A 21,183-nucleotide genomic window follows, 5' to 3' on the forward strand; every position below is an offset into this window, starting at 1 on the left:
GGGGCGGCGGGCCCGGGGCGCGTTCACGCGTGCGGGCCGGGTCGGGTCCGGCCGGTCGTCCTGCGTGCCGCCTCCTCGGCCGCCTGCCGCACGGCCGCGGCGCCGACGGGCGAGAGCCCGTCGCGTATCGCGTCGCCGGCCGCGAGAACCTCGCGGGCCTCCTTCGGAAGATCCGCGTCGGCCAGGGCATGGGCGAGGGCATAGTGCTCCTCGGCGATGAACCGGCCGAGGTTGACGCCCTGCCAGTGCGGCAGCGAGTCGTCGCCCGGAGCCGCAAGGATCTTCCGGAGAATCCCGAGGGTGCTCACGGCTCTGTCGAGACGCGCCGCCTCCCGCTCCAGCCGGGCCTGGGTCAGCCGGGCCGAGACCTGGTCCCACGCCCGCTCCTGGAGCCGCGCGTACAGACGCTGGGCGCGCAGCGCCTGGGGGAGGTCGCCGAGCCGCTCGAACTCCCGGGCGAGCGAGCCGAGCGGGGACGGGTCGAGGCGTGTCGGGGCGTCCGGCCGCCGCAGCATGCTCTGGTTCATCTCGATCTCGTCCAGCCGCCGGATCAGCGCCACCCGGGCGAGCTCCGTCAGGCCCTGGTCCAGGGCCAGTTCGGTCCAGGTGAGCAGTGGTTCGTCGGCGGGGTCCGTGCCGAACAGGGAGTCGTCGAGGTCCCGCGCCCACGAGCGCAGGCCGGCGCCGTCCGCGTCCGGTCCGGGAATCCCGCCGAGCCCGCACCGGGTGTCGAAGTCGGTGTCCCGGACCTCGTGGAGCAGGGGCAGGTCCGCGGGGTCTCCGCGCAGACCCACCAGCACGGCGGCCAGCCGCAGTTCGTCCGTCATCGAGGTCCGTGCCTCGTGCCGGAGCAGTCGGCGGAGCAGTCCGATGTCACCGTCCGCGCGGTCGAACTGCGCGGCGCGCAGCGCGACCCGACGCCGTACCGGATCCTCGGCCAGCGCGTCCTCGACCCTCCGCTCGCCCGCCCGCAGCCCGGCCAGATCGGCGTGCCCGCGGGCGAGAACGGCCTCCCACAGGGGTGGGCCGGGCAACTCGTCCAGGAGGCGGTAGGCGAGGAGTTCCTCCCCGTGGATCAGCACGAAGTCGGGCTCGGTGCGCCGCAGTGCCGCGTGCAGCATGCCGACGAGCTCGACCGGGGAACGCTCGGGGAAGCCCAGAGCGGCGCGCAGTTCGGTGCGCTCGTCGTCGAAGCCGTAGCACTCGCGGAGATCGTCCTCGGTCTCCGCGACCGCGGCCAGGATCTTCTCCGCGCCGTCCTGCGGCGACAGTCCGAGATGGTCGTGCCAGCCGGGCAGGCCGACGAATATCTCCAGTGCCTCGTCGGCGCTCGACCCCACGATGCCCGAGCCGCCTTCCGAGTCCGCGTACAGCATCGAGCCGTCCGCGCACAGGAAGAAGGTGCCACCGGTGTCGTCCCCGGCCACCACCTCCAGGGGGCCGCCCGAGGCGAGACGGACCGGCTCGACATGACCGTGGGCCGCGCGGCTCAGGTCGAAGTCGACGGGGAACGCGGCCAGGCCGGCCAGGTGAGGGTCCTGCCGGAGCAGGCGCAGGGCGTCGTCGGTCATGTCACAGAAAGTAACAGCTGCCACTGACAGGGGGACTTGACCGGTGTGCGGCATCGGCACGCAGCGCCGCGTGCCGCGTGCCGTCGCACGGCGGGGCACGGACACACGGGCGCGCACCGTCACACGGCGCGTACCGTCACACAGCGCTCATCCTCATGACGGCGCTCACCCTCATACGGCCGGGCACCGTCACTCGGCACGTACGCGTGCGGCGTGCTCCACCGCGGCCCGCGCGAGCGCCCTGATCAGCGGGTGCGGGCGAGAACCGTCCCCGGACAGCTCCGGCTGGAACAGGGTGGCCAGGAAGAAGGGATGGCCGGGGAGTTCGGCGATCCGGACCTGGCCGTCCTGGTCGTGCCCGCTGAAGCGCAGCCCCCGCGCGCGCAGGGTGTCGAGATGGCGTGAGGGGCCGTACGAGCAGAAGTACCGTTCGACCGTCCGCTCCGCCCCGATCAGCGACTGCGCGAGCGAGCCCGGCTCGACGGTGACGGCGGCCTCGTGCCCCACGAGCGAGCACGCGAGCGGTTCGATCAGGAAGTCGTCCGCGCCGGGGTCGTTCTCGGCGTGCGCGACCCGGGTGAGGCCGCAGACGTCGCGGGCGTACTCCAGGAGGGCGTGCTGGAAACCGCCGCACGTGCCGAGGAACGGGATGCCCTCCTCGCGAGCCGTCCGGATCGCCGTGAGCACGCCCGCCTCGCTGCGGTAGGGGCTCCCGGGAAGCACCCACACGGCGTCGAATCCGTGTACGGCCGTCGCGTCCTCGGCGTCCTCGGAGGGGATCCAGTAGGCGTCCAGGACGATCCGGTCGCGGTGCGCGAGCGCGTCGAGCAGGAGCGGGACGCGGGTGTGCGAGACGACGGTGGGGGAGCGGTCCCCGACGAGGGCGATCCGGGCGCCGCGTGCCGGGCCGGCCGTGCTGCCGCCGTTCGTGGCCGGGGCGTTCGTGGCCGGGGCGTTCGCGGTCGGCCTGTGCGCAGCCGCGTGCGCGGTGTCCGAGTCGCGCGTGGCCGGACCGTTCGTGGTCATGGGGCTTCTCACCAGGCCGTGCGTGGCCGTGCTGCTGTTCGTGGTCATGCGGTTCATCCTCGGCGCGCCGTCGAGTTCACGTCCAACGATGATTTCTGCACCCTCGATAAGCAACGCTGATACGGTGCGCCATCCTTGGCGGCATGGATCCGCATCTCCTGCGTACGTACGTCACCGTGGCGCGGCTCGCGTCCTTCTCGGAGGCCGCCCGCGAGCTCGGTTACACCCAGTCCGCGGTGTCCCAGCACATCGCGGCGCTGGAGCAGGACCTGGGTGCGCCGCTGCTCACCCGGCGGCCCGTCGCGCCGACCGCGGCGGGCGAGCGGCTCCTCGAACACGCGGGCCCGCTGCTGCTGCGTCTGGACGCCGCCCGGGCCGACGTCGCACGGATGGCGGCAGCGCCCGCGCACGGTCTGACGCTCGCCGTGGCGCCGACCGCACTCGGACCCCGTGTCGTCGCGGCGCTGCCCGCCGCGGGTGTGACGCTCAGGGTGCTGGCCCGCGACGAGGTCCCGGCGGCCGTCGCCACCGGCGGCGCGGACCTGGGGCTCGTCGGCGGACTCGCCGCGCCCAGCGACCCCCTGCGGCTGCCGGACGTGGCGCCGCTGACGATCCACGGTGCGGGCGAGGAGCCGGTCTGCGTCCTGCTGCCCGCCTCGCATCCACTGGCCCGGCGCGCGGGGCTGCGGCTGGGCGACCTGGTCGACGCCCGCTGGCTGGACGCTCCCGGCGCGGGCCTGCCGTTGGCCCACCTGCGCGCCGCGCACGGCGGTGCGGGCTTCCGCCCGGCCCTGCGCTACGAGGGCACCGACCTGCGTGCCCTCACCGCTCTGGCCGCGGCGGGGCACGGCCTGGTCCTGCTGCCGCGTACGGCGGCCGTCGGCGTGCCCGGCACGGCGGCCGTGCCGCTGGTGGCTCCCCGGCTCGTGCACCGCACGGAGCTGGTGCACGCCGGATCGCCGCGGGGCGCGGCGGCCGCGATGGTGGACAAACTTCTCGAACGGTCCTGAAAGTCTCACTCGTTAGTGAATCGTCGCGCGCCGGAGCGCAGGGTAGAGCAAGAGCCGGAGGCGGTCCGTAGAACAGCTGCCGGAGGCGATCCATGGAACAGACCGCGTTGCGTCCCAAGCCGATGCCCGGTCAGGAGCCGGACGGTGTCCGCCCGTCCGGCGGCGGCCGGCGACCGCATGCCGCCCGACGTCGCGGCAGGCGTCTGATGACGCTGCTGTTCAGCCTGTTCGTCGGCGTGGTGCTGGTCCTGTCGGGGGTCGGGCTCGGCACCGTGGGTGCCACGGTGATCGGCATGAGCAAACTGGCGGCCCTCCAGCAGAAGGCGGGCGGGGCGGCGGGACCCGGGCCGTCCGTGCCGCCGGGCGCCTCCGGGCGCGCCTCCGGTCCGGCTGCCCCCGGCGGTTCCAAGTCGGCGTCGGCGGGCAGTGGGACGGCTCCGGCGACGGAGTCGGCGCGGGCCACGCTGGGCGTCGAGGCCGTCGACGCCCCGAAGGGCGGGGGCGCGCTCGTCGTCGCCGTCCACGTCCCCGGGCCGGGGTACACCGCGGGCCTGGTGCGCGGTGACGTCCTGCTCGCCCTCGGGGAGAGCAGGGTCGGTTCGGCGGCGGACCTCGCGCGCGCGGTCGCCGCCGCGCGCCCGGGCACGTCCGTCACCCTCTCCGTCCGTCACGCGAACGGGTCGCGAAGCCGACTGTCCACGGTCCCGGGCGTCGTGACCTGATCCCGGCCCCGGCTCAGGCGACCCTGAAGTGGCTCGTCAACCGCCCTTCGTCGTCCAGCACATGAAACGCGAAGCCGGGCGGGGCGTCCCGGTCCGCGGCCCCCTCGCCCTCCCAGGGCAGCCGCAGCGTCCAGGTCACACCGGGGCCGACGACGAGCGGCCGTCCCGCGAACGTGGTGGCGGCCGGCGTGTGCGCGTGCCCGGTGATCAGTCCGGCGATCTCGGGCCTGCGGTCCAGCAGCCCGGCGAGGGCGCCCGGCTCGCGCAGCCGGTAGGCGTCCGGCAGCGGGTGGTGCAGGGCGACCGGCGGGTGGTGGAAGGCGAGGAGTGCGGGCAGGCCGCCGTCCAGGTCGTCGAGCGTCGCCTCGATCCAGGCGTACGTCTCCTCGTCGAACTCGCCCTCGTCCCGGCCCGGGATGCTGGAGTCGCACATGAGCACGGCCGCGTCGTCGAAGACGTGGAGGCTGTTGACCGGGCCGTCACCGGCGGGCCCGCCGAGCAGGGCCTTGCGGTAGGGCGCGCGGCTGTCGTGGTTGCCCGGGCAGGTGAGGACCGGGAACGGGGCCGTGCCCGGTTCGCGCAGTCCCAGCAGACGGGCCGCCTCCTCGTACTCCGCCTCCGCGCCGTGGTCCGCGATGTCCCCCGTCACCAGGAGCGCGTCCACCCGCCCCGCGAGCCCCCACAGCCGGTCGCGCACCCGCTCGGCCCGCTCCGTCGCCCGCTCGGTCCCGTCCAAGTGAAGGTCGCTGATGTGCGCCAGCACGAACATGCCGTCCCCCGTCCCCCGTCCCCGTCGCCGAGGCCTCGAAGCCCCGAGTTCTTTTAATGGAACAACGGCATCTAAGCATTACTGCTAATGGCAAGGCAATGCCCGGCCGTTAGAAGAAGGCCGGGACAGCCCTTGGGTTCGCGCGGAAAAGTGCTGGCCGCCCCGCGGACGCTGCGTCACCATGGCCGCATGCTGAGCACCCTTCTCGCCTTCCTCGGCGCCTGCACGCTGATCGCGGCGTCCCCCGGACCCAGCACCGTGCTGATCATCAAGCAGTCGCTGCGCAGCCGGCGGTCCGGTTTCCTGACCGTCCTCGGCAACGAGACGGGGGTGTTCGTCTGGGGCGTCGTCGCCGCCTTCGGCCTCTCCGCGCTCCTCGCCGCCTCCGAGGTGGCGTACGGGGTCATGCGCGTCGTCGGCGCCGTCGTCCTCGTCGGCTTCGGCGTCCAGACGCTGCGGCAGGCGCGCCGCTCCAAGGACGCCCCGGACAGCGCAGGCTGGGAGGGCACGGAGCAGAGCGGCTGGGCTTCCTACCGGGGCGGACTGCTGCTCAACCTCGCCAACCCCAAGGCGGCCGTCTTCGCGATGTCCTTCCTGCCGCAGTTCGTGCCCGAAGGGGCCCCGCACCTGCCCACCATGGTCGGCCTCGCCGCGCTCTGGGCGGTCTACGAGGTCGGCTACTACGGCCTGTACGTGTGGTTCGTCGGACGGATGAAGGCCGTGCTGTCCCGGACCGGCGTGCGGCGGCGTCTGGAACAGGTCTCGGGCGGCGTCCTGCTCCTCCTGGGTGCCCGCCTCGCCCTGGAGAGCTGACACAAAGGCACCGCAATCGGCTCGCGCACGCCCCACCGGAGGGGCAGGATGCTGCCCGTAGCCCCCTGGGGGACCCCGGACGGTTGGAGGCACGCATGACCGCCACACCCGCGCCCTTCGCGGCCGGTGACTACGAGGCCCGGATGCGGCGTGCGGCCGAGGCCGCCGCGGACGCCGGGCTCGACGGCGTGCTGGTCGCGCCGGGTCCCGACCTGGTGTGGCTGACCGGCTACCGGCCGGTGGAGACCGAGCGGCTCACCCTCCTCGTGCTGCGGCCCGGACAGGACCCGGTCCTGGTCGTGCCCACCCTGGAGGCGCCCGACGCCGCCAAGGCACCCGGCGCGCCCGCCCTGACGCTGCGCGACTGGACCGACGGCAAGGACCCCTACGAGGCGACCGCGCCGCTCCTCGGCCACGAGGGCCGCTTCGGAGTCAGCGACAACGGCTGGGCCCTGCACCTGCTCGGACTCCAGCAGCACCTGCCCGGCACCCGCTACCAGGCCCTCACCAAGGCCCTGCCGATGCTGCGCGCCGTCAAGGACGCCGCCGAACTGGAGCGGCTGGCCGCGGCGGGCGCCGCGGCGGACGAGGCCTTCGACGAGATCCGCAAGGTCCGCTTCTCCGGCCGCCGCGAGACCGACGTGGCCGCCGACCTCGCCGATCTGCTGCGCCGGTTCGGACACTCCCAGGTCGACTTCACCATCGTCGCCTCCGGCCCGAACGGAGCGAATCCGCACCACGAGGCCGACGACCGCGTCATCGAGCACGGCGACATGGTCGTCCTCGACTTCGGCGGCCTCAAGCACGGCTACGGCTCCGACACCTCCCGCACCGTCCACGTGGGCGAGCCCGACGCCGAGGAGCGCACCGTGCACGACGTCGTGCGCGCGGCCCAGGAGGCGGGCTTCCGCGCGGTGCGGCCGGGCGCCGCCTGCCAGGACGTCGACCGCGCGGCCCGGGCGGTCATCACCGAGGCCGGATACGGCGACCGGTTCATCCACCGCACCGGACACGGCATCGGTGTCACCACCCACGAACCGCCGTACATGATCGAGGGCGAGGAGCAGCCCCTCGTCCCCGGCATGTGCTTCTCCGTGGAGCCCGGCATCTACCTGCCGGGCCGTTTCGGGGTCCGCATCGAGGACATCGTCACGGTCACGGAGGACGGCGGGCGGCGCCTGAACACCACCTCCCGCGAGATGGTGATCGTCGACTGACCTGCACCCACCGACCGTGCGGCAGAAGCCCCGCCCACGCCCCCGAACGACAAGGGCGCGACCATGACCCAGGCACCGACACCGACCGAGGACACCGTCCGCGAACTGGTCCGTTCGCTGCTCGCCGGCGGCACGGCGGAGGGAGCCGGCCCCGACGTGCGCCCGGTCGCCGAGGGCGGTGAACACTCCAGCTGGTGGGTGGGCCGGCGCCATGTGCTGCGGCTCGCCCGGGACCGTGACGCGGCCGCGCGTCAGCGCCGCGAACTGCGGCTGCGCGACCTGATCCGGCCGCACGTCGGCGTCGCGGTCCCGGTGAGCGTCGCCCACGGCGAATGGGCGAGCGGACTCGGCTGCACCCTGGACACCCGGCTCGCCGGCGGTTCGGGCGAGGTCCAGGACGTCTCGGCCGTCGGCGAGGCCGATCTGGCGGGCCTGCTCACGGGTCTGCGCGAGGTGCCCGTACGGCAGGCCGAGACGCTCGGCGTGCCCCGCGTCGCCCCGCGCTCCCTGGAGGCGCTGCGCGAGGCCGCCACCGGTGCCGCCGAGCAGCTCGCCGCCGCCGAGGAGTTCGACCCGGCCCGGCTCGCCCAGCTCACCGCACCGGGCGCCGCCCAGCTCGCCGCCCAGCCCGGAGCCGCGTTCCTCGTGCACCACGCCCTCAAGGGCGAACACCTCGTGGTCAGCGCCGACGGGCGGGTGCGCGGCGTCCTCGACTGGACCGACGCGGTGATCGGCGACCCGGCCGAGGACATCGGCGGGCTGGCGATCGCCGTCGGCGCGGGGGCGGCCGTCCGCGCCGCCACCCTGGCCGGGTACGGCGCCCGCCCCTGTCTGCGCGGTCTGTGGCTCGCGCGCTGCGACACGGTGATCCGTCTCGCCGACCGTCTGCGGGGCGGCGACGGCAGCCCCGTCCCGCTCCTGCGGACCCGACTGGGCCGCGCCTGGGAGGCGATCATGCTGGAACGGGTCACCGACCTGCGGGACGATCCCGACGAAGCCTCCTAGGGGGCTTCGTTCGGGTCAGGTCGGATCAGAGCGGTGTCCGGTGCGGTGCGTCGCAAGGCGGAGGATCACTCGCGTACTGGGCGTACTCGGGTGGTCCGGCAACGCGGCGAGGTGCCGTGCCGGACACCGCGGACCCGGGCCGATCCGAACGAAACCCCCTGGGGTCAGGCCTGGGTCAGCACCACGCACGATTCGCCGGGCACGGTCAACACTCCGTCCGTGTCGGGCGCTTCCACCGGTTCCCACTCCGCCAGCACGCGTGCCTGGCGCAGGCCGAGCGGGATCGCCGCGGGCTCCTTGCCGAGGTTCACCGCCACCCGGACGTCCCCGCGCCTGAGGGCGAGCCAGCGGGCCCGGGGGTCCTGGGCCACCCTGACCGCGGCGAGGTCGGGGTCCGAGAGGTCGTGCTGGCGGCGGCGCAGCGCGATCAGCTCCCGGTACCAGGCCAGCACGCGCGCGTGAAGGGCCTTCTCGGGCTCCGACCAGTCGAGGCAGGAGCGGTCCCGGGTCGCCGGGTCCTGCGGGTCGGGCACCTCCTCCTCGGCCCAGCCGTGCGCGGCGAACTCGCGGCGCCTGCCCCTGCGCACGGCCTCCGCCAGTTCCGGATCGGTGTGGTCGGTGAAGAACTGCCACGGTGTGCCCGCGGCCCACTCCTCGCCCATGAAGAGCATCGGGGTGAAGGGCGCGGTGAGCGTCAGCGCGGCCGCGCAGGCCAGCAGCCCGGGGGAGAGGGACGCCGACAGCCGGTCCCCCTGGGCGCGGTTGCCGATCTGGTCGTGGGTCTGGGAGTAGCCGAGCAGGCGGTGCGCCGAGACACGGGTGCGGTCCAGCGGGCGGCCGTGGTGCCGTTCGCGGAAGCTGGAGTACGTGCCGTCGTGGAAGAAGCCGGAGGTCAGCGTCTTCGCGAGCGCCGCGAACGGGTCCCGTGCGAAGTCCGCGTAATAGCCCTGCGCCTCACCGGTCAGCGCGGTGTGCAGCGCGTGGTGGAAGTCGTCGTTCCACTGGGCGTGCAGCCCGAGACCGCCCTCCCCGCGGGAGGTGACGAGCCGCGGGTCGTTGAGGTCCGATTCCCCGATCAGGAAGAGCGGCCGGCCGAGGTCCCCGGAGAGCGCGTCCACCGCCGTCGACAGCTCCTCCAGGAAGTGCAGCGCGCGCGTGTCCCGCAGCGCGTGCACCGCGTCCAGCCGCAGCCCGTCGAACCGGTAGTCGCGCAGCCAGGCGAGAGCGCTGCCGACGAGGAACGCGCGCACCTCGTCCGAACCGGGCGCGTCCAGGTTCACCGCGGAGCCCCAGGGCGTGTGATGGGTGTCCGTGAAGTACGGCCCGAACGCGGGCAGGTGGTTGCCGGACGGCCCGAGATGGTTGTGCACGACGTCGAGGACCACGCCCAGTCCCAGCCCGTGCGCGGTGTCGACAAAGCGCTTGAGCGCCTGCGGGCCGCCGTACGGCTCGTGCACGGCCCACAGCGAGACTCCCTCGTACCCCCAGCCGTGCCGGCCGGGGAACGGGCACAGGGGCATCAACTCGACGTGCGTCACGCCCAGTTCCACCAGATGGCCGAGCCGCTCGGCGGCCGCGTCCAGTGTGCCCTGCGGCGTGTACGTCCCCACGTGGAGCTCGTACAGCACCGCACCGGGCAGCGGGCGCCCCGCCCACGGCGCACGCCATGCGTACCGGTCGTGCTCGACCACCGCGCTCAGCCCGTCCGGTCCGTCGGGCTGGCGCCGCGAGCGGGGATCGGGCCGTACGGGGCCGTCGTCCACCGCGAAGCCGTAACGCGTCCCGTGCTGCGCGTCCGCCTCGCCCGTCCACCAGCCGGCCCGTTCCGGATCGCGCTCCAACGCGCGCGTGGTGTCCGCGCAATGCAGCGTCACCCGGTCGGCCTGCGGTGCCCACACCTCGAACCGCACAGACGGTTCCCCCTTGTCAGCTCACCGTGACGTAATTCGTCCATGGTGCTTCACCTGAGATCAATTCGCTTTCGAATCCACCCTTTTGCCGCGTGTCCGCCGCGCTTGTGTCACACCCGGGCCGCCGAATCGTTCCGGTCGGCCGAGGCGCCCCTTTCCCCGTTTTCTGGACACCCCGCCCGCCCTGTCCGACAATCACCAGCGTGACGTCGTCTTTCGAGTTCCACACGTACCCCGCGCGGCTGTCCGACGCGGAGCGCGACCGGGCGCTGAAGGCGCTCCGCGACGGCGTCGCCCTCGGCCGCCTCTCCCACGACACCTTCGTCCGCCGTATGGAGCTCGCGCTCGCCGCCCGCAGGTCCGACGAACTCGCCGTGCTCACCGCCGACCTGCCCACCGAGGGGCGCTGGGCGAAGCTCGTGTTCGGCACCGTGGAAGCGATCTCCGGCTTCACCGTACGGGTGCGCAGGGCCTGGCAGGCCGAGCGGCTCCCCAAGCTCCAGCTGCCCCACCCCGGGAACACGTACCCGCTGCGCATCGGCCGCGACCCCGCCAGCGGGCTGCGGCTCAACCACGAGACCGTGTCCCGGGTGCACGCCGAACTGAGCCGGCAGGGCGGGCTGTGGGTGCTGCGCGACCTCGGCTCGACCAACGGGACGACCGTCAACGGACGGCGCGTCGTCGGCTCCACCGTCGTCAAGGACGGCGACCAGGTCGCCTTCGGACGGATGGCGTTCCGGCTCGCCTCGGACTGACCCGGTCCGCATCGGGAGTAACCGTTTTCCCCAACATCCGCGGTGTTCCGCGGTGTTGACGAACCCTTACCGCCGTGACTGACTGTGCGTACACCATGCACATCAGGTGAACCGACGGCACCACATGAGTGGAGGTGTGTCCTGCCGCCACTCCTCCGCTACCCGACCGTGGACGAGCTCGGCACCCGGGCGGCCGCGCTCGTCGCCCGCCGCCCCCGGGACGCCCGACTGCGCCGCGTAGGCACTTCGCGGGCCGGCGCGCCGCTCTGGCTCCTGTCCGTCGGACACGGCAGCCGCCAGGCCCTCGTCGTCGCCGGACCGCACGCCAACGAACCCGTCGGCGGCGCGACCGTCCTGCGCCTCGCCGAACGAGTCCTCGCCGACCCCCGGTTGTGCGAGGGAGCGGACGCCACCTGGAACCTGCTGCTGTGCCTCGACCCCGACGGCTCCCGCCGCAACGAGGGCTGGCTGTCCGGCCCGTACACCCTCGGCCGCTACTTCCGGCACTTCTTCCGGCCCGGCTTCCTGGAACAGCCCGAATGGCTGCCGGACGGCGCGGACAGCGCCGTACTGCCGGAGACGCGGACGCTCCTCGACCTCCAGGACGAACTGCGGCCCTTCCTCCAGTGCTCCCTGCACGGCGTCGACGTGGGCGGCGCCTTCGTCGAGCTCACCCACGACCTGCCCGGCCTCGCCCAGCGCGTCGCCCACACCGCCGCACGCCTCGGCATCCCGCGGGAACTCGGCCCGTACGACACCCTGTACTGGCCGGCCCTCGGGCCCGCCGTCTATCGCATCCCACCGCCGCGCCGGGGCGATCTGGCCGCCGCCATCACGGAGGCCGCGGTCGAGTCGACCTGGTTCCACCCGCACGCGTACGGCACGGTGACCGCCGTCGTCGAGGCCCCCATGTGGGGCGTCGCCTCCGTGGAGGACGCCGGCCGGCCCGCCGACGCCGAGGCCGCGCTGCGCTCCGTCAGCCGCAAACTGCGTGACGACACACGGCTCCTGGAAGGCATCCTCGCGCGCGTCAGACCGGGCCTCGGCACCTCCCCGGACACGGCCTGCCTGCTCGCGCCCGTCGACGACTATTTACTGGTCGGACCCGGACTCGCCGACTCCTGGGACCCCGACCTGGACCAGCCCGCCGCGCGCCCGCTGCCACCGCTCGACACCGCCCGCCTGACGGCCCTGCGTCTCGCGGGCCGGCGTGTCGCGCTGCGGACGGCGGGGCTGCTGCACCAGCTCGTGACCGCCTCCGGCCACGACCCCGCCGGGGCGCTGCCGGAACTCGACCGCCTCATCGACGTGTGGTGCGCCGACTACCGCGACGGCTGCGGAGCGCGCTGGATCCCGGTCGCCCGCCAGGTCGAGTACCAGGCGCGTGTGGTGCTCTCCGCGTTCCACCTCGCCGCGCGGCGGGCCCCCGCGCGCTCCCGTTCGAGTGACTCCGGGTGGGGTTCGCCCACCGCCGTGCCGATGCACCTGGAATGACGACAAGCATGCGAGCGGTCCGGGCCCTGGTGCTGGCCGGGGCCGCGCTCCTGACCGCGGGCGCCGTCCCGGCCGAAGCGGTGCCCCGGACGTCCCACGCCGGCGACTGGCTCCACCTGACCGTCACCCACGGGGACGTGGCCACCGGCGGCACCCGCGGCGCCCTGCTGCTCTGCGACCCGCCGGGAGGGCACCCGCACGCGGTCCGGGCCTGCGAGGAACTCGACGCCGCCGACGGCGACATCTCCCGCATCCCGCCCGCCCCCGACGCCGTGTGCTCGCTGATCTACGCCCCGGTGACCGCCTCGGCGCAGGGTGTGTGGGACGGCCGCCGGATCGACTACACGCACACCTTCTCCAACTCCTGCGTGATGGAGGCCGAGACCGGAGCGGTGTTCGCCCTGACGGACTGAGCCGGACGACGGCACCGCGCGGGCAACCACGGCACCGACGGGCCGGGCCGGACGGCCGAGCCGCGCGGGTGCCCGGCGCCGTCCGTCCCGGCCGGCCGAGGACCCGGCCGCCGGTCACGCGCGCGGACGCCGCGGCCGCCCTCAGACCGCCCCGTCGCGCGCGTGCCGGGCCGCCGCGACCACCGTACGGGCCTGGTGCTCGACCTGGTTCTCCAGCGGAACCCAGCGGGCACGGAAGCGGGCGGCGAAGGCGTCGCTCCAGGAGGCGACCAGACGTTCGAGATGGGGCGCCGCACGGTCGTCGGCCTCCTTGAGCACCCGCAGCAGCATCGAGGCGGCCCGCAGCGGGAGCCGGCGGCCGAACGCGTCGACACTGCCGACGTACGCCATCGTCGTGTCCGGGGGCGGCGTGCGGGCCCAGTCGTCGGCAAGGCCCGGCACCAGCTCCAGCGCCCACTTCGCGGCGCGCAGGAGCGGCCCGTCGGGCCCCGGCAACCGCGGCAGCGCCTCCGCGAGCACCACCTCCACCTGGAGCGCGTCGCGCAGCAGCCGGCGCGCCAGCCGGCGCATCGCCGCCACCGGCGCCGGGTGCGGCGCCGGATCGTCCACCAGGTCGCTGGCCCACATCGGCACCTCCACGACGGCGGTGAGACCGCCGTACCGGTGGGCGTGGTACCACGTGCTGTGCCGCGCGTCGTCCGGCATGCTCGGATACGCCGTGTCCGAGCCCGGCGCCGGCATCACGTGCACCCCGGGCCCCGAGGCGGGCCAGCCCGCGGCGTCCGACGCGGCCGTCTCCACCGGGATGCGCAGCTCCGCCGCAGACTTGGCGAACGGTTCGGCGAGTCCGGGGATGTCCTTCGTCAGCTGCACCCAGCTGCCGCCCAGATCGGTCCCGTGCAACGTCACCTGGAGGTAGGGCCGCAGCTCGTCGATGACCCGGGTCAGGGCGCGGGTCTCCGGCGGCAGCCGGTCGGGAGGCAGCACGGACGGAGACCACTCCGGCTGTTCGGGACCCGCCGGACGGAAGAAGCCCCGGTGGTAGTCGAACAGGGTGCGCGGCGCGGGCGTGACATGGAGGTTCGCGCCGTCCGGGTCCGCGCACAGCAGGAAGTGCCAGGAGGTGCCCGCCCGCAGCTCCCGCTCCTGAAGGGCTCGTTCGGCCAGGGCCAGCAGGGTCGAACCACCCGTCGGCTCGTTCGCGTGGGCCCCCGCCACGACGAGGACCGCGCGCCGTGCGTGCCCCACGGAGAGCAGGTGCAGGGGTCTTCCCGCGCGTGAGGAACCCACTTGCCTCAGGGTGCACAGGCCGGGGCGATGAGCGGCCAATGCCCGTGCGGAGGAGACGATTTCGGTCACACTGGGGTAGCGCAACTCCGGCAGGAGACTCACCCCCGACTTGTCCGCCCTGCGTCGCTTTTGGCAGTAGTCCACGGTCTGGATGAACTGTCAAGGATCGGGCCGGGCGGCTCCAGGGGGCGCCAGGTGGCACGTTCCGCCGGCAAGGGGGAGCGCTCGGCCGGTCACCGCTGGTGCAGACCGCGCCCCGCGAGCGTCAGGAACGTCTCCCCGACCGCCTCGGAGAGCGTCGGGTGCGCGTGGATGTGCCGCGCCACGTCCGAGGGTTCGGCGTCCCAGCCCACGATCAGCTGACTCTCCGCGATCATCTCGGACACGTTCGGGCCCACCAGATGGACGCCGAGCACCCGTCCGCCGCCCGCCTCGGTCACCACCTTCACCATGCCGCCCCGGCCGTGCACCATGCCCTTCGCGACGGCGGTGAGCGGCATCGTGCCGACGTCGACCCGGTGCCCGCGCGCGCGTGCCTCCGCCTCGCTCAGCCCGACGGCCGCCGTCTGCGGCGACGAGTAGGTGACCCGCGGCACGGCCGCATAGTCGACCGGCGCGGACTCCACGCCGGCCAGCGTCTCGGCCACCAGCAGCCCCTCCGCGAACGAGGCGTGCGCGAGTCCGGGCGACGGCGGCGGCAGCAGGTCCCCGACCACGTGGATGCCCGGCACGGCGGTCTCCAGCCGGTCCCAGTCCGCGGGTTCGAGGAAGCCCCGCCCGTCGGCCGCGAGGCCCGCCGCGGCCAGGTCCAGTCCCTCGGTCACCGGAGCCCGTCCCACGGCCACCAGCAGCCGATCGGCCGCGACCGTGCGGGTCCCGCCCCGCTCGGTGCGCACCCGGGCCCGTACGCCGTCGTCCACGACCTCCGCGTCGAGCAGCCGCGCCCCCGTCAGCACGTCGATGCCGCGCTTCTTCAGACCGCGCGTCAAGTGCCGGCTCACGTCGGCGTCCTCCAGCGGGACCAGTCGTTCGGCGGCCTCGACGACCGTCACCTCGGCGCCCATGGAACGGTGGAACGAGGCGTACTCGACGCCGATGGCACCGCCCCCGAGGACCAGGACGGACCGGGGGAGGCCGGGGGCGAACAGGGCGTCGTCGCTCGTCACCACGCGCCGGCCGTCCGCCACGAGCCCTGGGAGCATGCGCGGGCGTGATCCGGTCGCGAGCACGATGCCACGGCGCGCGGTGAAGGCGCCCACGCCCTCGACCTGTACGGCACGGACGCCGGTCAGCCGGGCGCTGCCCCGCACCACCCGCACGCCCGCGTGGGCGAGGTGTCCCTCCACGCCCCGGTGGTTGCGCTGCACGATGTCGTCGCGGGTGGCGACCAGCGCGGCCCAGTCGACCTCGTCCAGCGTGGCCTTCACGCCCCATCGCTCGCGCGCCTCGGCGATCCCGTCGACGAGTTCGGCGGCGTGCAGCATCGCCTTGCTCGGGATGCAGCCGCGGTGCAGGCAGGTGCCGCCGACCTTGTCGCGCTCGGCGAGCACGACGTCGAGGCCGAGGGCGGCGGCGCGCAGCGCGGTGCTGTACCCGCCGGTGCCGCCGCCGATGACGACGACGTCGGCCGCGGCGTGGGAGGCGCCGGAGGTGCCGGAGGTGCCAGAGGTGTCGGATGTCCTGGAGGCGGCGGATGCGCCGGAGATGCCGGATGCGCTGGAGGTGTCCATGTCCTCAACCTCCGTCCGCTCCTTGTCATGAGTCCAAGGCAATGTTTGTGTGGAACTCATGCAGAACACTTATGGGTCCTCCGCCGGACGGACGTGCCCGGGATGAGCCTGCGTCAGATGGAGTACTTCCTGACCGTCGTCGAAGAGGCGTCGTTCACCCGCGCCGCCGAGACCCTCCACGTCACCCAGCCCGCGCTGTCCCACCAGATCAAGGCCCTGGAGAAGACCGTCGGCGGGCCCCTCCTGGAGCGCATGCCGCGCGGTGTGCGGCTGACGCCCATGGGACGGGCCTTCCGGCCGCACGCCGAGCTCGCCGTCCGCAGCGCGGCCCAGGCCCGCCGGGCCGCTCGCGCCGCCGCCGGCGCGGAGGGCGGCGAACTGCACATCGCCGCCGTGCACTCGGTGGCCGTCGGCGTCCTGCCCGACGTCTTCGCGCGCTGGCGGGCGGCCCACCCCGGCGTCCTGCTGCACCTTCACGAGTACGCCACCTCGCAGGCGCTGGAGGAGCAGGTAGAGCGGGGCGTCGCCGACCTCGCCGTCGGGCCCGCGCCCGTCGACTGGCCCGGCAGCGTCCTGCCGGTCGGCGAGGAGGAGGCCGTCCTCGTGGTCCCCTTCGACGACCGGCTGGCGGGCCGCACGACGGTGACACCGGCGGAGCTGTCCGACCGTCCCTGGATCCGTTGCGCGATGGAGCCCGTGGTCGAGGGGGAGCGCTTCCTCGACCGGGTGTGCGGCCAGGCGGGATTCCGGCCGCGTACCGCCGTGTTCACCGAGCACACGTCGACGGCGGTACGGATGGCCGCGGCGGGGGTCGGCGTCGCCGTCGCGCCCTCGCACATCGTGCGCGGCGCCGTCGGCGAGGACTGCGTGGTCCTCTCCGCCGACCCGCCCTGGAAGCGTCCCCTGACCGTCTTCACGCGCGTGCCGCCGACGGGCGCCGCGGAGGCCTTCGTGAACCTCCTGCGCGCGGCCTGGCCGCAGGTTCCGGCGCCCCGCCGCGAGGCGGCCGATTCACCCGTACGGGCGCACGGGGACTGCGGTCCGGGGGCGGCGGTGGTCGGCTGATACCAACCGCGCGCGGGTACGGCGCGCAGACCCGAGGCGGGAGGCCCCGGTGCTGTGTTCTCACGGCCTTCCCGGCGAAGACGCGCCCACACCCCTGCACGCGGGACCGCGGCCCGCACGGCCGGCCGCGTGCCGCGAGGGCCCGGCCACGGCGCCGGTCCCGCCCGGCGAACTCCCGTCCGACGAGGGCCTGCCGGAGGGCGGAGAACGGCCCGAGCACGGCGGGCCGCCCGACCCTGCGACCCCCTCGCGCACGACCGCGTCGCCGTCGCCCGGCCCGGCGGCGCCTCCTGGCTCCGCGGTGTCGCCCGGCCGATCCGCTGTCGCCGCTCCGTCGGTACCGCTCGGCCTGCCGGTACCGCTCGGCCTGTCGGTGTCGCCCGGGCCGGTTGGTGCTCCCGGCCCGTCGGTGCCGTCCGGGCCGTTGCCATCCTCTGGTCCGTCGGCTGGTCCATCAGTCCCTGGCGGCCCGTCGGTGTCGTCCGGTGTGTCCGTGTCTTCTGGTCCGGTGGTGCCGCCCGTCCTTGGGGCGTCTTCCGGTTCGACGCCTGGTGGCCCGTCGGTGTTGTCCGGCCCGGCGGTGTCCTCTGGCCCGTCGGTGTTGTCCGACCCGGCGGTGTCCTCTGGCCCGTCGGTGTCCTCTGGTCCGGCGATGTCTTCCGGCCCGGTGGCGGCGCCTGGTTCGGCGGAGCCTTCCGTCCCGGCGGCGTCCTCCCGCCCGGTGGTGTCGCCCGCCCCGGCGGTGTCGCCGGGTGGGGTGACGCCTCCCGCCGCTGCGGCGTCCTCCGGTCCGGTGGTCGTCCCGACCGTCCCGGTGGTGCCCTCCGGACCGCCGGCGGAAGACCCCGTCGCGCCCGGGCGGGGCGGCGGGGGACCGGGCCGGCCGCCGAGTCTGCTCGACGCCGGGACCGAGCACGATCCCCACGCGCTCTACCGCACCCTGCGGACCCGCTTCCCGCTCGTGTACGACGAGCCGTTCGGCGCGTGGCTGATCAGCCGGTACGCCGACGTGCGCGCCGCGCTCGCGGACCCGCGACTGGCCGTGCCGCCGTCCGGGCGCACCCTGGTCCACCGGGAGGGCGGCACGCACAGCGCGCACCGCGCCCTCGTCTCACCGGCCTTCCGCGGTGCCGCACTGGCCGCGCTGACGGCCGGCGTCGAACGCACGGCCCACGTCCTGGCCCGGCGCCTCGCCGCCCGTGAAGAGGCCGACCTCGTCGCCGAGTTCTGCCACTGGCTGCCCACCGCGGCCGTCGTCGGCGCGCTCGGGCTGCCGTACGAGGACACCGCGCGCGTGCACGCCTGGTGCCGCTCGGGCCTGGACCACCTCGGCGGTCACCACCCCGAACTCGAAGCGTTCCTGCGCCCGTACATCGCGCGCCGCCGCGCCCACCCCGGGGACGATCTGCTGTCCGCCCTGTGCACGGCCAGGCCCGACGGGCGCCGGCTGTCGGACGAGGCCGTGGCGGGCCTGGCCGGCACCCTGCTCGGCGCGGGCGGCGAGACCACCGCGCGGGCACTCGGCTCGTTCCTCGCCAACCTCCTCGACCACCCCGGCCAGCTGGCGGTGATCCGGACCCGCCCGACGCTGACGCAGGGCGCCTGGGCCGAGTCGCTGCGCCGGGACCCGCCGCTGCACATCGTGGAGCGGCGGGCCGTCGCACCGGTCGGCGTGATCCCCGAGGGCGCCACCGTGGCCTGCCTGCTGGGCTCCGCGGGCCGCGACCCGGCGCGGTTCGCCGACCCGGACCGCTACGACGCGTTCCGTGCCGATCCGGGAGACCTCGCGTACGGCTCCGGGAGGCACTTCTGTCCCGGCCCCCTGCTGGCCGCGCTCACGGCGGAACACGGTCTGCACGCCCTGCTGGGCGTGGCTCCCGGCCTGCGCTGGGTGCCCGGTTTCCGGCCCGTACCGGAGGGGCCCGTCAGCCCCTCGCCCCGGGCTCTGCGGGTGCTGCTCCACTGAGCGCGCCGAGCCGTTCGAGGAGGGCGGCGGGCGCGTGCTCGAACAGGTCCGCCACGCGCGCGTGCCCGCTGAACTCCCGCCCCGGGGACAGCACGTCGGCCCACCGCCCTTCGGGGAGGGCCAGCAGGGTGTCGCCCCAGCCCCCGGAGTCGGCCAGCCTCAGCGAGAGCCGGGTGACGGCCGTGACCACTTCGCCGGAGCGCACGAACGCCACGCAGTGCGCGGCCCCGGAACCCTCCGCCGGCAGCCGCTCGTACGTCGCCGACTCGCCGAAGGCGGCGGGGCGCCGTGCGCGCAGCCCCAGCGCGGCCCGGGTCAGTTCCGTCTTCTCGGACGGGCTCTTCGGCGGCGCGAACGGCTGCCGGTTGTCCGGGTCCACCAGAGCCAGGTACTCGTCCTCGGTGCCCTGGTAGAGATCGGGCACCCCCGGCATCGTCAGATGGACCAGAGCGGCACCGAGGACGTTGGCCCGCACATGGGGGGCCAGGGACGCCCGGAAGGCGGCCACGCGCCGCCCCGGGGCTCCGCACGGCCCCTCGGCGACGAACGCCGCCACCCTGTCCTCGTAGGCGGGGTTCCGCTCGGTCCAGGCGGTGTGCAGGCCGGCCTCGCGGACGTGCTTGAGCAGCGCGTCGTGCAGCCGTGCCTCGGCGTCGGGGCCCAGCCCCAGCACGGTCTGCCACGCGGCCCACGCCAGCTGCGGGTCGGGAACGCCCGTGCCGTCGCGGGTCACCTCCGCGAGCAGTCCGGCCCAGCGGTCCGGGCACTCGCTGAGCACGGCGAGGGCCGCGCGCACGTCGGCGCTGCGCTTGGTGTCGTGCGTCGACAGGACCGTGCCGGTCGCGGGCCAGTCGCGCTGCACGCGTGCGCAGTAGGCGTGGAAGGCCTCCGGCGGCAGGGCCGGGCTGCCCGGACTGCCGCCCACCTCGTTGGCCGACAGGAGGGGCACGTAGCGGTAGAACGCGGTGTCCTCGACGGACTTGGCGCGCAGCGCCGACGCGGTCTGCGCGAAGCGGACGCGGAACTCCCGGTGCGCGGGCCCGTCCCCGGCCCGCCCGAGCACCAGGTCGCGCACGACGTCGACGGCGTGCGCCTCGTCGGGCACCGTGAACGCGGCCCGGGCCTCGTCGGCGGCCTGCTCGGTCACCACCAGGGAGGCGTCCGTGGACGAGTAGGGGCGGTACACGTCGAGGCGTACGAGGAGCTCTCGCAGCGCGGTGCCGAGGGCCCAGGGCGCGTGGTCGCGCAGCGCCGGATCGGGGGACGCGGCGCACAGACCGCTCACCACGCGGGTGAGGCGGTCGACCTCGGTGGCCAGTTCGTGCGTGACCACCTTGTACGCGGCCCGGCGCACCGTCGCCTCCCAGTGGCCGCCGCGGTCGGGCTGCGGTGCCGCGAACCTCCGGTACTGGCCCAGGAGTTCGCCCGCGCCGGCCGGGTCGGTGAAGAGGCCGTCCACATGGCGCAGCGCGTCGTAGCCGGTGGTGCCCGCCACGGGCCACGCGGCCGGGAGCGGCTCGCCGTCGGCGAGGATCTTCTCGACCACCGTCCAGCGGCCCCCGGACGCCTCGTGCAGCCGGCGCAGGTAGGCGTCCGGGTCGGCCAGGCCGTCGGGGTGGTCGACCCGCAGGCCGTGGACGACGCCCTCGTGGAGCAGCTCCAGGATCTTCGCGTGGGTGGCGTCGAAGACCTCCGGATCCTCGACGCGTACGCCGATGAGCTCCGAAATGCTGAAGAAACGGCGGTAGTTGAGCTCGGTGCGGGCCTGCCGCCACCAGGCGGGGCGGTACCACTGGGCGTCGAGGAGCTGGAGCAGGGGCAGTTCTTCGGTGCCGGCGCGCAGCGGAAAGGCGTGGTCGTAGTAGCGCAGGACGTCGCCGTCGACCTTCAGGTGGTCGATCTCCGTGCCGAGCCTGCGGGCCAGTACGGGCAGCAGCAGCTGACCGCCCGCCTCCCAGTCGATGTCGAACCAGCGCGCGTACGGCGACTCGGGGCCCTCGCGCAGCACGTCCCACAGGGCGCGGTTGTGGCGCGGGTCCATGGCCATGTGGTTCGGCACGATGTCCACGACGAGGCCCAGGCCGTGTGCCCGTGCGGTGCGGGAGAGCGCGCGCAGTCCCTCCTCGCCGCCCAGTTCGGCCCGCACGCGTGAGTGGTCCACCACGTCGTACCCGTGCGTCGAGCCGGGAACGGCCTCCAGGACGGGCGACAGGTGCAGATGGGAGACGCCGAGCGAGGCCAGGTAGGGCACGGCCGCCTCGGCGCCGGCGAACGGGAACTCCGGCTGCAGCTGGAGCCGGTACGTGGCCGTCGGCACGGCCAGAATCGCCGGGCCGGGGGCCGTCGGGTCCGAAATCTCCGGGTCGGGACGCTCAGGTGTCATGCGAACCTACGTACCCTTCTTGTCGCCTTTCGTGTCATCGGCGC

At 74.6% G+C, this 21,183-nt stretch carries 17 protein-coding genes; 10 read left to right on the forward strand and 7 right to left on the reverse strand.

The genetic code is table 11. The features are described 5' to 3' along the window. Positions 1-23: 23 nt before the first annotated feature. Positions 24-1,571, reverse strand: a complete 1,548-nt coding sequence (locus tag ACSYGO_RS34480; RefSeq protein ID WP_460388900.1) for a hypothetical protein — start codon at positions 1,569-1,571, stop codon at positions 24-26. 189 nt (positions 1,572-1,760) lie between these two features. Further along, on the reverse strand, positions 1,761-2,645 hold the full coding sequence (locus ACSYGO_RS34485) for a CTP synthase C-terminal region-related (seleno)protein (RefSeq protein ID WP_460388902.1): 885 nt from the start codon (positions 2,643-2,645) through the stop codon (positions 1,761-1,763). 95 nt (positions 2,646-2,740) lie between these two features. Between ACSYGO_RS34485 and ACSYGO_RS34490 the strand changes: the two genes are divergently transcribed. Together ACSYGO_RS34490 and ACSYGO_RS34495 are read left to right on the forward strand one after the other, a co-directional pair. Further along, the gene (locus ACSYGO_RS34490) at positions 2,741-3,607 is read left to right on the forward strand and encodes a LysR family transcriptional regulator (protein WP_432189249.1); all 867 of its coding nucleotides are present in this window, start codon (positions 2,741-2,743) and stop codon (positions 3,605-3,607) included. Positions 3,608-3,699: 92 nt separating this feature from the next. After that, on the forward strand, positions 3,700-4,329 hold the full coding sequence (locus tag ACSYGO_RS34495; RefSeq protein WP_460388904.1) for a PDZ domain-containing protein: 630 nt from the start codon (positions 3,700-3,702) through the stop codon (positions 4,327-4,329). A 13-nt stretch (positions 4,330-4,342) separates the two neighbouring features. Here the strand turns inward: ACSYGO_RS34495 and ACSYGO_RS34500 are convergent, their stop codons facing one another. After that, complete coding sequence (locus tag ACSYGO_RS34500; protein ID WP_426681423.1) at positions 4,343-5,098, reverse strand: metallophosphoesterase; 756 nt, start codon at positions 5,096-5,098, stop codon at positions 4,343-4,345. Positions 5,099-5,287: 189 nt separating this feature from the next. On the opposite strand from ACSYGO_RS34500, the gene ACSYGO_RS34505 reads away from it, so the two are divergent. The 3 genes from ACSYGO_RS34505 (at position 5,288) to ACSYGO_RS34515 (ending at position 8,133) form a co-directional block, all read left to right on the forward strand. Continuing rightward, positions 5,288-5,911: a LysE family translocator gene (locus ACSYGO_RS34505; RefSeq protein WP_426681424.1), complete on the forward strand. Its 624-nt coding sequence runs from the start codon at positions 5,288-5,290 to the stop codon at positions 5,909-5,911. Between the two features lie 95 nt (positions 5,912-6,006). Continuing rightward, the gene (locus ACSYGO_RS34510) at positions 6,007-7,128 is read left to right on the forward strand and encodes a M24 family metallopeptidase (protein ID WP_460388906.1); all 1,122 of its coding nucleotides are present in this window, start codon (positions 6,007-6,009) and stop codon (positions 7,126-7,128) included. A gap of 63 nt (positions 7,129-7,191) precedes the next feature. Further along, complete coding sequence (locus tag ACSYGO_RS34515) at positions 7,192-8,133, forward strand: aminoglycoside phosphotransferase family protein (RefSeq protein WP_432175978.1); 942 nt, start codon at positions 7,192-7,194, stop codon at positions 8,131-8,133. Positions 8,134-8,297: 164 nt separating this feature from the next. On the opposite strand, the gene treZ is transcribed toward ACSYGO_RS34515, so the two are convergent. Then, positions 8,298-10,043 (reverse strand): malto-oligosyltrehalose trehalohydrolase, encoded by a 1,746-nt coding sequence (gene treZ / locus ACSYGO_RS34520; protein WP_460388908.1) that lies wholly within the window; start codon positions 10,041-10,043, stop codon positions 8,298-8,300. Between the two features lie 203 nt (positions 10,044-10,246). On the opposite strand from treZ, the gene ACSYGO_RS34525 reads away from it, so the two are divergent. The 3 genes from ACSYGO_RS34525 (at position 10,247) to ACSYGO_RS34535 (ending at position 12,705) form a co-directional block, all read left to right on the forward strand. Beyond that, positions 10,247-10,798, forward strand: coding sequence for an FHA domain-containing protein (locus ACSYGO_RS34525; protein WP_426681428.1), 552 nt, complete (start codon positions 10,247-10,249; stop codon positions 10,796-10,798). Between the two features lie 168 nt (positions 10,799-10,966). Continuing rightward, a complete protein-coding gene (locus tag ACSYGO_RS34530; RefSeq protein ID WP_426681429.1) occupies positions 10,967-12,292 on the forward strand; it encodes a M14 family zinc carboxypeptidase in 1,326 nt (441 codons plus the stop codon). After that, a complete protein-coding gene (locus ACSYGO_RS34535) occupies positions 12,289-12,705 on the forward strand; it encodes an SSI family serine proteinase inhibitor (protein WP_426681430.1) in 417 nt (138 codons plus the stop codon). The genes ACSYGO_RS34530 and ACSYGO_RS34535 overlap by 4 nt, the downstream gene beginning before the upstream one ends. Positions 12,706-12,846: 141 nt before the next feature. On the opposite strand, the gene ACSYGO_RS34540 is transcribed toward ACSYGO_RS34535, so the two are convergent. Further along, the gene (locus tag ACSYGO_RS34540) at positions 12,847-14,097 is read right to left on the reverse strand and encodes a M14 family zinc carboxypeptidase (protein WP_426681431.1); all 1,251 of its coding nucleotides are present in this window, start codon (positions 14,095-14,097) and stop codon (positions 12,847-12,849) included. Between the two features lie 131 nt (positions 14,098-14,228). Beyond that, positions 14,229-15,725 (reverse strand): dihydrolipoyl dehydrogenase, encoded by a 1,497-nt coding sequence (gene lpdA / locus ACSYGO_RS34545; protein WP_426681432.1) that lies wholly within the window; start codon positions 15,723-15,725, stop codon positions 14,229-14,231. Positions 15,726-15,827: 102 nt separating this feature from the next. On the opposite strand from lpdA, the gene ACSYGO_RS34550 reads away from it, so the two are divergent. Then, positions 15,828-16,790, forward strand: a complete 963-nt coding sequence (locus ACSYGO_RS34550; protein ID WP_426681433.1) for a LysR family transcriptional regulator — start codon at positions 15,828-15,830, stop codon at positions 16,788-16,790. A gap of 817 nt (positions 16,791-17,607) precedes the next feature. Then, positions 17,608-18,756, forward strand: coding sequence for a cytochrome P450 (locus ACSYGO_RS34555; RefSeq protein WP_460388911.1), 1,149 nt, complete (start codon positions 17,608-17,610; stop codon positions 18,754-18,756). Here ACSYGO_RS34555 and treY read toward each other — a convergent pair. Next, positions 18,716-21,139, reverse strand: coding sequence for a malto-oligosyltrehalose synthase (gene treY / locus ACSYGO_RS34560; protein WP_460388913.1), 2,424 nt, complete (start codon positions 21,137-21,139; stop codon positions 18,716-18,718). The genes ACSYGO_RS34555 and treY overlap by 41 nt on opposite strands. Between the last annotated feature and the right edge of the window lie 44 nt (positions 21,140-21,183).

It is taken from the genome of Streptomyces krungchingensis (genome assembly GCF_054729265.1).

Bases quoted from the DNA above. Each gene is read 5' to 3' on its own strand.
- ACSYGO_RS34485 (WP_460388902.1), bottom strand. From the start codon at position 2,645: ATGACCACGAACAGCAGCACGGCCACGCACGGCCTGGTGAGAAGCCCC.
- ACSYGO_RS34505 (WP_426681424.1), top strand. From the start codon at position 5,288: ATGCTGAGCACCCTTCTCGCCTTCCTCGGCGCCTGCACGCTGATCGCG.
- ACSYGO_RS34510 (WP_460388906.1), top strand. From the start codon at position 6,007: ATGACCGCCACACCCGCGCCCTTCGCGGCCGGTGACTACGAGGCCCGG.
- ACSYGO_RS34495 (WP_460388904.1), top strand. From the start codon at position 3,700: ATGGAACAGACCGCGTTGCGTCCCAAGCCGATGCCCGGTCAGGAGCCG.
- ACSYGO_RS34515 (WP_432175978.1), top strand. From the start codon at position 7,192: ATGACCCAGGCACCGACACCGACCGAGGACACCGTCCGCGAACTGGTC.
- ACSYGO_RS34535 (WP_426681430.1), top strand. From the start codon at position 12,289: ATGACGACAAGCATGCGAGCGGTCCGGGCCCTGGTGCTGGCCGGGGCC.
- ACSYGO_RS34490 (WP_432189249.1), top strand. From the start codon at position 2,741: ATGGATCCGCATCTCCTGCGTACGTACGTCACCGTGGCGCGGCTCGCG.
- ACSYGO_RS34550 (WP_426681433.1), top strand. From the start codon at position 15,828: ATGAGCCTGCGTCAGATGGAGTACTTCCTGACCGTCGTCGAAGAGGCG.
- lpdA (WP_426681432.1), bottom strand. From the start codon at position 15,725: ATGGACACCTCCAGCGCATCCGGCATCTCCGGCGCATCCGCCGCCTCC.
- treY (WP_460388913.1), bottom strand. From the start codon at position 21,139: ATGACACCTGAGCGTCCCGACCCGGAGATTTCGGACCCGACGGCCCCC.
- ACSYGO_RS34500 (WP_426681423.1), bottom strand. From the start codon at position 5,098: ATGTTCGTGCTGGCGCACATCAGCGACCTTCACTTGGACGGGACCGAG.
- ACSYGO_RS34480 (WP_460388900.1), bottom strand. From the start codon at position 1,571: ATGACCGACGACGCCCTGCGCCTGCTCCGGCAGGACCCTCACCTGGCC.